The sequence below is a fragment of the Peptoniphilus indolicus ATCC 29427 genome (assembly GCF_000227315.1).
In the GTDB taxonomy this organism is placed as follows: domain Bacteria; phylum Bacillota; class Clostridia; order Tissierellales; family Peptoniphilaceae; genus Peptoniphilus; species Peptoniphilus indolicus.
Map to the genome: position 1 here is coordinate 1076470 of NZ_JH165061.1, position 13332 is coordinate 1089801.

The following is a 13332-nucleotide window of genomic DNA, read 5'->3' on the forward strand; positions in this document are numbered from 1 at the left end:
AATATTATAAAATAAACTTAAGAGGAGTGAGAAGTTGAATAAATTAGAAAAAAATCAACTTTTAAAATCCTACATACCTTATGTGGATTTCATGGCAAATGTGACAGGGAAGAAATGTGAAGTAGTGCTTAGGAATTTTCATGAAGGAGAAAGCGATATCATCTATATAGTAAATGGTCATCTTTCAGGCAGAAAAGTGGGTGATTCTGTAACGGGATATGCACTTAAGAAAATAATGAAAGCTGATTATAGAAGTAATAATTATGTTACCAACTATATAATGATAAATGAAATCAACCAAAAAGTTTTCAGAGCTTCAACTTACTACATAAAAGAAGCTGGTGAGTTAATAGGTCTTATAAGTATCAATTATGATCTTACTGATTATTTGAAATTTAGAGATTTCTATAATGAAGCTGTACTATATGGTATAGAGGAGTCACCTGAATCTAATAGTAAGGATTATTTTGGAGATTCATTAGATGATATAACAGAAGCCGTCATACATAATGTACTAATCTACTGGGACAGATCGATACCGATAAGACACATTTATCATGACGAGAATCCAATAAGACAGATGTACAACCTAGGCGTGTTCAAGTACAAAGGTGCTGTGAATAAGGTTGCTGAAATGCTTGACATTTCAATTCAGACAATTTATAGGTATATCAAAAATATTGAGAGCTCTAATGAGCGAGTAAAGAAGGAGAAGTAAATGGAATTTAAAGATTTGATAGGAAAGCTTGATGATTTAAACTTTGAAAATTTATACCAAGATGATTTTTTACTAACTTGGGATAAAAGCGATGAAGAATTGGAAGCTGTATTTGTGGTAGCTGATGCTATTAGAGAATTAAGAGAAAATAATAAATCTGCTAAGATTTTTGATTCTGGATTAGGTATCTCAATTTTCAGAGATAATTCTACAAGAACAAGATTTTCATACGCATCTGCTTGTAACTTATTAGGACTTGAAGTTCAAGATCTTGATGAAAAGAAATCTCAAATAGCTCATGGAGAAACTTTACTTGAAACAGCTAACATGGTTTCCTTTATGGCTGATGTTGTAGGTATCAGAGACGATATGTACATCGGACAAGGACATGAATACCAAGTTGAATTTGCTGAATCAGTTCAAAGAGGATATGAAGAAGGAACACTTAACCAAAGACCTACTTTAGTATCTCTACAATGCGATAGAGATCACCCAACTCAAATGATGGCTGATACACTACACTTCGCAAACTATTTTGATGGACTTGAATCATTAAAAGGTAAGAAAGTAGCTCTTACTTGGGCTTATTCTCCTTCATACGGAAAACCGTTATCTTGCCCACAAGGCGGTATAGCGCTTTGGTCAAGACTTGGTATGGACGTTGTACTTGCTCATCCGGAAGGATATGAAGTAATGGAAGATATCGTTGAAATAGCTAAGAAGAATGCTGAAGAATCAGGCGGATCTTTCACAGTAACTAATGACATGGCTGAGGCTTTTAAAGATGCTGATATAGTATATCCTAAATCTTGGGCACCTTTTGCAGCAATGGAAAAGAGAACTAACCTTTACTCAGCAGGTGACTTTGACGGAATCGATGAATTAGAAAAAGAATTATTAAAACAAAATGCAGAACACAAAGACTGGACAGTAACTGAAGAATTAATGAGCACAACTAAGGATGGAAAAGCTCTTTACTGTCACCCACTTCCAGCTGATATAACTGGTGTATCAACTAAAGAAGGAGAAGTTGAAGCTTCTGTATTCGACAGATATAGAAAAGACCTTTATCAAGAAGCTAGCTACAAACCATATATAATTGCAGCTATGATATTCTTACAAAAGATAAAGAATCCTAAGGCAAAATTAGAAGAACTTTGGAACGCTGATACTCCAAGAATTAACAAATAAGGAGAGTTATAAATATGTTAGATTTTGAAGCAATAAAAGCAAAAGCAAAAGAATACGAACCGGATATGGTAGCTTTCTTAAGAGATTTAATTAGACTTAAGGGAGAATCATGTGAGGAAGGCGATAAAGCTAAGAGAATCAAAGAAGAAATGGAAAAACTTGGATTTGATAAAGCTTGGATCGACGGACAAGGAAATGTTCTTGGTGAAATGGGAACTGGAGAAGTTCAAATAGCATTTGATGGACATATCGATACAGTAGGTATCGGTAACATTGAAAATTGGGAATTTGATCCATATGAAGGATTTGAAGACAAAGACTTAATAGGTGGACGTGGTGGTTCTGACCAATTAGGTGGCCCTGTTTCAGCTGTTTATGGCGCTAAAATCATGAAAGACTTAGGACTTTTAAATGACAAATACAGAGTTCTAGTTACAGGTACAGTTCAAGAAGAAGACTGTGACGGAAATTGCTGGCTATATATGATTGAACAAGAAGGAATCAAACCTGAATTTGTAGTTTCTACAGAACCAACTGATGGTGGTATCTATAGAGGGCAAAGAGGAAGAATGGAAATTAGAGTTGAAGTACAAGGTGTTTCTTGTCACGGCTCTGCTCCAGAAAGAGGAGAAAATGCTATTTACAAAATGGCAGAAATCCTTAAAGAAATCGAACAACTTAATGAAAACCCAGCTGATGATTCAGTAGAAATCAAAGGTCTAGTTAAGATGTTAGATGAAAAATACAATCCTGAATGGAAAGAAGCTAGATTCTTAGGAAGAGGAACAGTAACAACTTCACAAATATTCTTCACATCTCCTTCAAGATGTGCAGTAGCTGACTCTTGTGCAATTTCACTAGACAGAAGAATGACAGCTGGTGAAACTTGGGAATCTTGTATAAAAGAAATTGAAGATTTACCAGCAGCTAAAAAATATAATGCGAAAGTTACTATGTATGATTATGAAAGACCATCTTGGACAGGACTTTCTTACAAACAAGAAGCTTACTTCCCAACTTGGGTAATTCCTGAAGATCACAAAGTTACTAAAGCATTAGAAGAAGCTTATATAGGTCTTTACGGAGATAAGAGAATTGCTCCTCCAATAATTAAAGAAGAAGAAAAGAGAGCTGCAAGACCACTTACAGACAAATGGACTTTCTCTACAAATGGTGTAGCTATAATGGGTCGTCATGGAATTCCAGTAATTGGTTTTGGACCAGGAGCTGAAGATCAAGCGCACGCACCTAACGAAGTTACTTTTAAGCAAGACTTAGTTACATGTGCAGCGACTTATGCAGCGCTTCCTACTATTTATACAAAATAATTGTTAAGGAAATAAACTTTGAGCTCATGAATTTTTACATGAGCTCTTTTACTTAAAAAATAAAGAGGGATATTTTAAATGAAAAAAATAGTTTTAGCACTTGGTGGAAATGCTCTAGGAGATACTCCTGAAGAGCAAAAAGAAGCAGTAAAAAATACAGCAGTTTCAATTGTAGATTTAATCGAAGAAGGCAATGAAGTAATAGTAGCTCATGGAAATGGACCTCAAGTAGGTATGATAAACTTGGCTATGAGCACAGCTAATGCAACAGATAGCTCTGTACCATCTATGCCTTTCCCAGAATGTGGAGCAATGAGCCAAGGATATATAGGATACCATTTACAAAATGCAATTGGAAATGAATTGTCAAAGAGAAATATTAATAAACCTGTAGTTACACTTGTAACTCAAACATTAGTAGATAAAAATGACAAAGCTTTTTCAAATCCTACAAAACCTATAGGAACATTCTATTCAGAAGAAGAAGCGAAAGAACTTGAAGCAACAAAAGGTTACACAATGAAAGAAGATTCAGGAAGAGGATTTAGACGTGTAGTACCTTCACCAAAGCCAATTGATATAGTTGAAAAAGAAGCTGTTGAATCACTAGTTGGTAAAGCGGTTATTATATGCGGCGGTGGCGGCGGAATACCTGTTATAAAAACTGAAAGTGGTTTAGAAGGTGTTGCAGCAGTTATTGATAAAGACTTTACATCAGCTAAGATAGCAGAAGTATTAAATGCTGATTCACTTATAATATTAACAGCTGTTGACAAAGTTGCTATTAACTTTGGAAAAGAAAATGAAAAATGGCTTGATGAACTATCAATTGCAGAAGTTCAAGAATATATTGATGCAAATGAATTTGGTGCTGGCTCAATGCTTCCAAAAGTAGAAGCTGCAGTTGGATTTGTTAAGAGTAAAGAAGGAAGAGAAGCTCTTATTACATCTCTTGAAAAAGCAAAAGCAGCTTTAAAGGGTGAAACAGGAACTAAAATTATCAACAAATAAAAAAATTTTATTAAATTTAAAATAAATGATAAAAAGATAAAATTAATTTGTTATAATAAATGTAACAAGTTAATTTTATGTGATAAAGCGATGTTTTTTAGGAGGCAAACGATGGATAAATTTAATTTAGTTGAATTAGAACTAAATAAAGATGAAGTCAACATAGACTTTGTAAACGATGAAGTGGCAAAAAAAGCAATAGGATTTCATAAGAGCTTTCCACAATATTCTAAAACACCTTTAGTAGAGCTTAAAGATTTAGCAAAAGAAGTTGGAGTTAAATCAATTAATGTAAAAGACGAATCATACAGATTTGGATTAAATGCGTTCAAGGTATTAGGTGGCAGTTTTGCAATAGGGAATTATATTGCTCAAAAACTTGGAATGGACATTAGTGAACTTCCATATGAAAAAATGATTTCAGAAGAAATTAAAGAAAAACTTGGCGATGTAACTTTTGCAACTGCTACTGATGGAAACCACGGAAGAGGTGTGGCTTGGACAGCTAATCAATTAGGGCAAAAGTCTAAAGTGTTTATGCCAAAGGGTTCAGCAAAAGAAAGACTTGAAAATATTAGAAAAGAAAACGCAGATGCTGATATCTATGAATATAACTATGATGAATGTGTAAGACTTGCAGATAAATATGCAAAAGAAAACAATGGAATCATGGTACAAGATACATCTTGGGATGGATATGAAGAAATTCCAACTTGGATTATGCAAGGCTACATGACAATGGCTAAAGAAGCTTATGAAGAATTGAAGGAAAAAGGACAAGAGCCAACTCATATATTCCTTCAAGCTGGAGTAGGTTCAATGTCATCAGCTGTAACAGGATACTTCGCAAATGTTATGAAAGATAACATGCCTGTAATTACAATAGTTGAACCAAATCAAGCAAATTGCTTATTTAGAACAGCTAAAGCAGATGATGGAAAACTTCATATTGTAGAAGGAGATATGGATTCAATTATGGCAGGACTTAACTGTGGTGAACCTGTTACCATTGGATGGCCTGTATTAAAGAAACACGCTAAATTCTACTTGTCAGTAGATGATTTATATGCAGCTCATGGAATGAGACTACTTGGAAACCCACTAGGAAATGATACTAAGGTTATTTCTGGTGAATCAGGAGCAGTTACAGCTGGTGTTGTACACAAGCTTTTGACAGATGAATCATTAAAAGCTGAAAAGGAAAAATTAGGTTTAAATGAAAATTCAGTAGTACTTTGCTTCTCAACAGAAGGAGATACTGATAAAGAAGGATATAGAAGAATAGTTTGGGATGGTCAAAACCCTAGTCTATAAGACTAAATACTTTGTAATTATTTAATGTGAGAACTTGCGCTGTGCGTGAGTTCTCAAAGTAATATTTGTAGGAAAAATTTAGGAATTGTATTTGTAACATTACAAATGTTTTCAGTACATTAAAGTCACAGGAGGATAATTATGAGTGAATTTATGAGACCGATTTCGTTTAAACATCTTATCGAGTGGAGTTTAGAAGAATTTAAAAATCAAGAGACAATCTTCGGAATACACAAAGACAAATTTTATAGGAATACTAGTGGAAATTATTTAAAAACAGTTTTTGGAGATGAAATAGCAAGTGCTGTAGGTCCTGCTGCTGGTCCTCATTCACAATTAGCACAAAACATAATAGCTTCATATTTGACTGGTTCAAGATTTATTGAAGTAAAGACAGTTCAAATAATGGATGGAGAACAAATTCAACAGGCTATAGGAAGACCATGTATTTGGGCTGAAGACGAATGTTATAACTGTGAATGGTCAACAGAGCTTACTGTACAAGAAGCGTTTAATGAATACACAAAGGCTTATTTTGCAATTCAAGTTTTAGCTAAAGAACTTGGAATATCAGATAAAAAAGACTTTATGTATAATATGTCTGTAGGATATGACCTTGAAGGAATCAAATCTGAAAAAGTTGACAATTACATAGAAGGATTAAAAAATGCTTCTAATACAGAAATCTTCAAAGAATGTAAAGAATATTTAAAAGAAAACATAGGACAATTTAAAACATTTACAGTAGATGATGTAGAAAAAATTTCTCCAGAAATCTGTCATTCTATAACACTTTCAACACTTCACGGATGTCCGGCAGTTGAAATAGAAAGCATAGCTAACTATCTGTTAACAGAAAAGAAATTAAATACATTTATAAAATGTAATCCAACACTTTTAGGGTATGATTTTGCAAGAAATACTTTAGATGAAATGGGATTTGATTACATTGCATTTACGGATTTCCATTTTAAAGATGATCTTCAATATGCAGATGCTATAGAAATGTTCAAGAGATTACAAAAACTTGCAAAATCAGAAAATAAAGCATTCGGTTTAAAACTTACAAATACATTCCCTGTTGATGTAAAAAGAAATGAACTTCCATCAGAAGAAATGTATATGTCAGGACGTTCACTATATCCACTAACTGTAAGCTTAGCTGCTAAATTATCTAAAGAATTTGACGGTAAGTTACCTATGTCTTATTCAGGTGGAGCAGATGCATTAAATATAAGAGATTTATTAAAGACAGGTGTTCAACCTATAACAATGGCAACAACAATATTAAAACCAGGTGGATACCCGAGATTTAAACAAATCGCAGAAGCATCAGAAGACCTTTTATCAAAAGAATATAGAGATATCGATGTTGAATATATTACAAGATATGCTAAAGAAGTGGTAGAAAATCCACAAAATAATAAACTATATAGAGAAAAGGTAAAATCAAGAAAAACAGAATCTGAACTTCCTTTAATTGATTGTTTTAAAGCACCTTGTAAAGATGGCGGTTGTCCAATTAACCAACAAATACCTGAGTATTTAAAATTAGTTGCAGAAGAAAGATATGATGAAGCTATGAAAGTCATAGCTAATGACAACACAGCTCCTACAATTTTGGGAACAATATGTGCTCATCACTGTCAAACTCACTGTACAAGAGTGGATTATGAAAAATCACTACAAATTAAAGATATAAAACTTATAGCAGCAAATAATGCACAGGATAAATTTATAGAAGAAATTAAAAAAGTTGATATAAAATCAGATAAGAAAGTAGCAGTAATTGGCGCCGGTCCAGTTGGTATAGCGGCAGCTTCTTATTTGAGAAGAAATGGTGTTGATGTAGTTGTATTTGAAAAACTTTCAAAACCATATGGAATTGTAAGCCATATCATTCCTGAATTTAGAATTTCTGATGAAATGATAGAAAGAGACTTCAGAATTGCTGAAGCTCAAGGGGTTGAATTCAAATTCAATACAGAAGTAACTCAAAGCTATGAAGAGCTTAAAAAAGATTATGATTATGTAATCGTAGCTACAGGAGCATGGGAAAAGGGAACTTCTCCAGTAAAAGAAGGTACTGAAAACATCACTGATGCACTTGATTTCTTATGGAAGATGAGAATGGAAGATGGTTTTGAACTTGGTAAGAAAGTTGCCGTAGTAGGAGCTGGAGACGTTGCTATGGACTGTGTAAGACTTGCTCATAAACAAGGTGTTGAAGCTGTCTTAGTATACAGAAGAACTGAAGCTTATATGCCTGCTACACAAGAAGAAGTTGAAGAAGTTAAAGAAAGCGGAATCCAAATCATGGAACTTACAGCACCTGTAAAATACGATGGAAAGACTTTAACTTGTGAAAAAATGATGCTTGGAGATTTTGACGCATCAGGAAGAAAATCAGTAGTTGGAACTGGAGAATTTATAGACTTAGAATTCGATACTGTAATAGGAGCTACTGGAGCGAAAGTAAATCTTGCACCTTTTAAAGAAAACGGAATAAATATGGATGATAGAGGAAGAATGAAATTACTTCCAACTCTTGAATCTAATATAGAAAATGTATATATCATAGGGGATTGTAAAGAAGGTCCTTCAACAATTGTAAAGGGAATGGGAGATGCTAAGACTGTAGCTCTTGATATTCTTAAAAAAGAGGGATTAGACAATGACTTTGAAAGATTCATCGTACCTGAAAAAGATAAAGTAGTATATGAAAAGAGAGGTATACTTGAAAATATTCTTGAAGGTAACAAAGAAGGTAACCGCTGCTTGAAGTGTGACCAAATTTGTGAAGTTTGTACAGAAGTTTGTCCTAACAGAGCAAATGTTGCAATCAACTTAGAAGGATATGAAAACAAACACCAAATCGTTCATATAGATGGAATGTGTAACGAATGTGGAAACTGTGCTGTATTCTGTCCACACGCTGGAAAGCCATACAAAGATAAGATAACTTTATTCTGGACTAAAGAAGACTTTGAAGATTCAACAAATGTTGGATTCCTAAGAACAGGTGAAAATACATTCCTAGTTAGAGCTGAAAATGGAAATATAATTGAACATGAATTAGGCGATGGAAAGATTTCTGATAACTTAGAAAACTTTATAAAAGGTCTTTTAAAAGAATACGGATATTATTTTGAACCAACAGTTTGTTAATAGGAAACTATTAACAAACAGGTTCTTTAGAGAAAAGGAGTTGCGACAATGATAATAGGTAATGGTAAATTAATTACTAATGATGCTGAAAATAACTTTTACGACAATGGAGCTGTTTTAGTAAGAGGAAACATCATTGAAGAAGTCGGAAATTTTGAAGATTTAAAGAAAGCTTATCCAGAAGAAGAAATAGTAGATGTAAAAGGCAATGTAATAATGCCAGGTATGATTTGTGCTCACTCACATATTTACAGTGCTTATGCAAGAGGTATGGGAGTAAGTAAACCTACAGTTGACTTTTTTACAGTGCTTGAAAATTTATGGTGGGCTCTTGATAAAAAACTTACACTTGAAGATGTCAAGTTAAATGCTTATACAACTTATATCGAATCTATTAGAAACGGTGTAACAACACTTATAGACCACCATGCAGGTCCAAATTCAGTTACAGGTTCATTGTTTACAATAGCTGATGCGGCAAAAGAACTTGGGATAAGAACTTCTTTATGCTATGAAGTTTCAGACAGAGATGGAAAAGAAATAGCATTAAAGGGAATTAAAGAAAATGTAGACTTCATAAAAGCTTGTCAAAAAGATGATAATGGAGATATGATAAAAGGCCTTTTTGGAATGCACGCTTCATTTACAATTTCAGATGACACTCTTTACAAAGCAAGAGAAGCTATGGAAGGTGTATACGATGGATATCATATTCACGTAGCAGAAGGAATTGAAGATGAGTATGACTCACTTAAAAAACATGGTAAGAGAGTTGTAGAAAGACTACACGATTTCGATATTCTTGGCGAAAGAACACTTGCAGTTCACTGTGTACACGCAAACCCAAGAGAAATTGATATAATAAAAGCTACAAACACAAATGTAGTACACAACCCTGAATCAAACATGAACAATGCAGTCGGTTGTCCACCTGTAAAATATATGTTAGATAAGGGAATAGTAGTTGGACTTGGAACAGATGCGTACACAAATGATATGTTTGAATCAATGAAAGTTGCAAATATATTACAAGCACACCACTTATGTGATCCAACAGTAGGATTTATGGAAACTATAAATATGCAGTTTAAAAATAATCCTATAATCTTATCTAAATACTTCAACAGACCATTGGGAGTTATAGAAAAAGGAGCATATGCTGATTTAATCACATTAAAATATGATCCATTAACTCCATTAAATGCAAATTCTTGGTATGGACATTCACTATTTGGATTTAATGGTGGAATAGTACAAGATAACATGATTAATGGTAAGTTCGTAATGAGAGGCAGAGAAATACTAAATGTAGATACTGCTGAAATTATGGCAAAATCAAGAGAAAGAGCCGCTAAAATTTGGCCACAAATGTAATATAAATTAAGATAGCTGTGAGGTTTGCTCACGGCTATTTATTTTGGCTCTATGTCAAACATTGGGGAGGCTCATAAATCGAGCCTCTCATTTTATGTAAAAATCAACACATAGCAGCTAAAATAAGTCCAAAACTAAAATAAAACAAAAACCACTAAAAATAAGCATAGCAAACAAAACTCCTAGGAGTTTTCAGAAAATTTAATACCCTTTTACCAACTACTTACACGAAAACATAATTCGTTTTCTAAATAAATCAAAATTCCTCATAACAAAACAATTTCTCTTTAAAGTCTTTATCTTAGTATGCGTACCCTCAAGAAGACCATTAGACCAAGGATAATCAAAAGAATTACATATCTCATCAAACCAATCATTAAAAGCAGTAATACAAGAACTAAATTCCTTTAAACAGTACTCCTTAGCCCTTCTTATCCACTCACTCAAACATATACTAGCCATCTTTTTATTAGGCTGAGTAAGAACATATTGCTAGAACAACTCTTTTAATTGATAAGCTAACCTTAAATCCTCACTTAACCCAAGCATTAAAGAAACCTCACTAGCCTGCATAGAACTAAGCATAGAAGAAGGCTTTGTAACTAAACCCTTACTTCTCTTAAAACACCCTAAGCTTAGAAGAAACATCCCTTTGAATCCTCTTTCTAACATTCTCCAAAGCCCAAGAAACCTGTCTTATGAAATGATACCTATCAATAATATGAATCGAACTTCTAAAGAACCTATCCCTAACAGATTTAAAAATATTAGACATATCATTTACAAAAAAACGGCTCTATAATATCTGTTAGAGATTTATTCCCCAACAGATATTTTAGAGCCTTTTGCATATTGTAAACTTTAAATACTAAAACAGATGACAAATCTACTTGGAAATGTTAATCTTTTGAAGGGGTGAAAAATGAAAGCTAGAAAATTATCTTTTATTGCTATTTTATCTGTGTTGATAACTATGAGTGCATTTTTTAAATTGCCAAATCCATTTTTAGGAGGAGAGTTTCAAATGTCTGCACCTATTGCAATTATAATAGCGTATATATTTGGGTTTAGGAATTATTTTATAGCAGGTATTATATCAAGTATAATTTCTTTTATACTTGGATTTATGACAGTTTATGGAATAATAATTTCAATGGTTTTTAGAGTATGTGTTGGGATAGGCGTTTATATTTTTAAAAATAGAAACATAGGCTTTTTTATAATAGGACCAATTTCAACTTTTATAGCACGATTAGCTCTTAGTTTAATTTTTAAATTGAACTTGTATACTATATTAATACCTACAATACCAGGGATGATATTTACTGTTATAATATGTAAAGTTTTTTTAATGGATTTTACAAAGTAGTGGAAAATAGTGTGTATAGTGATTTTATAGTTTGTAGAAGGAGTTAAAAATGATTTATAGTGTTAAAATGAGAGCTTCTAAGAATATAAATGGCGAGAAAGTTCATATATCAGGAGCAGAAAGAATGGTTGAAGAAAGGGCACTTAGTGAGGTGATAACCTATTTAAAAAATAGGGCAATGAGTCATGAAAAGGGTAAGCCGGATTTTATAAATATAAAAATAGAAGAAATTGATAAAAATGAAATACTAGAGTTAAATGCTTTAAAAGTTAGAGACATTAAGGTTAAATCTGTTATAGAAGGGTTTGTATTTATAAAGTCATTTTTAGAAAGTCAAAATATAAAAAATGCAGATTACATATTAAATTTATTAAAAAGTACTTCGAATATGAGAGGGGCAATAATCTTAGATGTAAATTCATTAGAGCGATTGGAGCCGGATTTGAAAAGCGGAGTTAGAGTAACATATATGGATTATAAAAAGATAAAAAATTTTAAAGAATATAAGATGCATTTTAATGAAGCTCTTGTATTAGCAACTAAGGTTGCAAATGCACCAGGTATAGTAGGGGAGTTATGTATTTCGGATGATCCAAATTATACAATAGGATATGTAGCGACTAAAAAACATGGATATATGAGAGTTAGTAAATTAAAAGAAATTGGTTCGCAAAATGGCGCTAGAATTTTTTTATATGATAAAAATAAAGCAGATCTAAAAGAAACAATAGAATTTTTAAAAAAGAAGAAGGTGCTTGTTATTGGATGATAAGTTTAATTACATAGATTCTAAAATGAAATTTTTAAGTAATCAAAATTTAATTAGAAAACAAAACATATTTTCTAGTACACAATCTGCAATTTCAAAAATTAATGGTAAAGAGTTATTACTTTTTTCTTCAAGTAATTATTTATCAATTATTGAAAATGAAAATATTTTCGATAAGGGAGTTAACTTAGCTAAAAAATTTGGTATGGGGTCAGGAGGTTCAAGACTTACTACAGGAAGTACTATACTACATATGGAACTTGAAACGAAATTAGCTAAATTTTGCGGGTATGAATCTGCTTTAGTTTTTAACTCGGGGTATACAGCTAATTTAGGAGTGATATCATCAATTGCTACAGAACAACATATAATATTTTCAGATGAAAAAAACCATGCTTCTTTAATCGATGGATGTAAATTATCAAAAGCAAAGATAGTTGTATATGAACACAATAATTTGAAAGACCTAGAAAATAAGTTAAAATTATGTTACAAATTTAATAAAATAATAGTTTCTGATTCTGTATTTAGCATGGATGGAGATATTATAAATTTAAAAGGTATAAGCATGCTAGGGAATAAATATAATGCACTGACAATAATCGATGACGCTCATGGATTTGGGGTTCTTGGAGAGAATGGCAGAGGAATTATAGAATTAACCGAAGAAAAATTAAAACCAGACATACTTATTGCCACACTAAGTAAAGCAATAGGGGTTGAGGGGGGATTTGTAGGCACCTCTAAAAAAATAAGAGATTATATATTAAATCATGCTAGAAGCTATATTTTTCAACTTCTATGAGTCCTTTAACAATAGCATGTAATATAGCTTCTTTAGATTTTATTTCAGAATCAAATGAAAATTTAATTAGGCTTAAAGAAAATATGCAATATATTAAATTAAGCTTAAAAGATATAGGAATTGAAGTAGATGGTAGAGTACCTATAATAAAAGTTTTAATAGGTGATGAGGAAAAAGCTATTAGAATTTCTGAAAGTCTATATGATGATGGAATTTATGTTCCAGCAATAAGATTTCCAACTGTAGAAAAGAATAAAGCAATTTTGCGAATTACTTTAATGAGTT

11 protein-coding genes and 2 pseudogenes are annotated in these 13332 nt (G+C 32.4%); 10 read left to right on the forward strand and 3 right to left on the reverse strand.

The window, feature by feature from the left end:
* The first annotated feature begins 34 nt into the window (after positions 1–34).
* The 7 genes from HMPREF9129_RS04850 to ssnA all read left to right on the forward strand — a co-directional run bounded on the left by HMPREF9129_RS04850 (position 35) and on the right by ssnA (position 10104).
* Positions 35–718: a helix-turn-helix transcriptional regulator gene (locus HMPREF9129_RS04850; protein WP_004820945.1), complete on the forward strand. Its 684-nt coding sequence runs from the start codon at positions 35–37 to the stop codon at positions 716–718.
* On the forward strand, positions 719–1909 hold the full coding sequence (ygeW, locus tag HMPREF9129_RS04855; RefSeq protein ID WP_004820948.1) for a knotted carbamoyltransferase YgeW: 1191 nt from the start codon (positions 719–721) through the stop codon (positions 1907–1909). It abuts the gene before it with no gap.
* Between the two features lie 14 nt (positions 1910–1923).
* Positions 1924–3237 (forward strand): YgeY family selenium metabolism-linked hydrolase, encoded by a 1314-nt coding sequence (locus tag HMPREF9129_RS04860; protein ID WP_004820949.1) that lies wholly within the window; start codon positions 1924–1926, stop codon positions 3235–3237.
* Positions 3238–3315: 78 nt separating this feature from the next.
* Positions 3316–4248, forward strand: a complete 933-nt coding sequence (gene arcC, locus HMPREF9129_RS04865) for a carbamate kinase (protein WP_004820951.1) — start codon at positions 3316–3318, stop codon at positions 4246–4248.
* A gap of 111 nt (positions 4249–4359) precedes the next feature.
* Positions 4360–5562, forward strand: a complete 1203-nt coding sequence (gene dpaL / locus HMPREF9129_RS04870; RefSeq protein WP_004820953.1) for a diaminopropionate ammonia-lyase — start codon at positions 4360–4362, stop codon at positions 5560–5562.
* Positions 5563–5703: 141 nt separating this feature from the next.
* Positions 5704–8730 carry a putative selenate reductase subunit YgfK gene (gene ygfK / locus HMPREF9129_RS04875; RefSeq protein ID WP_004820955.1) on the forward strand — a complete coding sequence of 1009 codons (3027 nt, stop codon included), beginning with the start codon at positions 5704–5706 and terminating at the stop codon, positions 8728–8730.
* A 48-nt stretch (positions 8731–8778) separates the two neighbouring features.
* Complete coding sequence (ssnA, locus tag HMPREF9129_RS04880; protein WP_004820957.1) at positions 8779–10104, forward strand: putative aminohydrolase SsnA; 1326 nt, start codon at positions 8779–8781, stop codon at positions 10102–10104.
* A 219-nt stretch (positions 10105–10323) separates the two neighbouring features.
* Here ssnA and HMPREF9129_RS12795 read toward each other — a convergent pair.
* The 3 genes and pseudogenes from HMPREF9129_RS12795 to HMPREF9129_RS12800 form a co-directional block, all read right to left on the reverse strand.
* Positions 10324–10575: pseudogene (locus HMPREF9129_RS12795) on the reverse strand (transposase); the annotation flags it as partial.
* A 21-nt stretch (positions 10576–10596) separates the two neighbouring features.
* Entirely contained in the window at positions 10597–10776 is a 180-nt protein-coding gene (locus tag HMPREF9129_RS11665; protein ID WP_004820962.1) for a hypothetical protein, read from the reverse strand.
* Positions 10724–10879, reverse strand: a complete 156-nt coding sequence (locus tag HMPREF9129_RS12800) for a transposase (RefSeq protein ID WP_083827170.1) — start codon at positions 10877–10879, stop codon at positions 10724–10726. Before HMPREF9129_RS12800 ends, HMPREF9129_RS11665 begins: the two co-directional genes overlap by 53 nt.
* Before the next feature lie 147 nt (positions 10880–11026).
* On the opposite strand from HMPREF9129_RS12800, the gene HMPREF9129_RS04890 reads away from it, so the two are divergent.
* The 3 genes and pseudogenes from HMPREF9129_RS04890 to HMPREF9129_RS04900 all read left to right on the forward strand — a co-directional run.
* Entirely contained in the window at positions 11027–11473 is a 447-nt protein-coding gene (locus tag HMPREF9129_RS04890; RefSeq protein ID WP_004820964.1) for a hypothetical protein, read from the forward strand.
* Between the two features lie 49 nt (positions 11474–11522).
* Positions 11523–12242 (forward strand): 6-carboxyhexanoate--CoA ligase, encoded by a 720-nt coding sequence (locus tag HMPREF9129_RS04895; protein ID WP_004820966.1) that lies wholly within the window; start codon positions 11523–11525, stop codon positions 12240–12242.
* Positions 12243–12267: 25 nt separating this feature from the next.
* Positions 12268–13332, forward strand: a pseudogene (locus HMPREF9129_RS04900) (aminotransferase class I/II-fold pyridoxal phosphate-dependent enzyme); the annotation flags it as partial.

Bases quoted from the DNA above. Each gene is read 5' to 3' on its own strand.
- ygeW (WP_004820948.1), top strand. From the start codon at position 719: ATGGAATTTAAAGATTTGATAGGAAAGCTTGATGATTTAAACTTTGAA.
- HMPREF9129_RS04860 (WP_004820949.1), top strand. From the start codon at position 1,924: ATGTTAGATTTTGAAGCAATAAAAGCAAAAGCAAAAGAATACGAACCG.
- arcC (WP_004820951.1), top strand. From the start codon at position 3,316: ATGAAAAAAATAGTTTTAGCACTTGGTGGAAATGCTCTAGGAGATACT.
- dpaL (WP_004820953.1), top strand. From the start codon at position 4,360: ATGGATAAATTTAATTTAGTTGAATTAGAACTAAATAAAGATGAAGTC.
- ygfK (WP_004820955.1), top strand. From the start codon at position 5,704: ATGAGTGAATTTATGAGACCGATTTCGTTTAAACATCTTATCGAGTGG.
- ssnA (WP_004820957.1), top strand. From the start codon at position 8,779: ATGATAATAGGTAATGGTAAATTAATTACTAATGATGCTGAAAATAAC.
- HMPREF9129_RS11665 (WP_004820962.1), bottom strand. From the start codon at position 10,776: ATGTTAGAAAGAGGATTCAAAGGGATGTTTCTTCTAAGCTTAGGGTGT.
- HMPREF9129_RS12800 (WP_083827170.1), bottom strand. From the start codon at position 10,879: ATGTCTAATATTTTTAAATCTGTTAGGGATAGGTTCTTTAGAAGTTCG.
- HMPREF9129_RS04890 (WP_004820964.1), top strand. From the start codon at position 11,027: ATGAAAGCTAGAAAATTATCTTTTATTGCTATTTTATCTGTGTTGATA.
- HMPREF9129_RS04895 (WP_004820966.1), top strand. From the start codon at position 11,523: ATGATTTATAGTGTTAAAATGAGAGCTTCTAAGAATATAAATGGCGAG.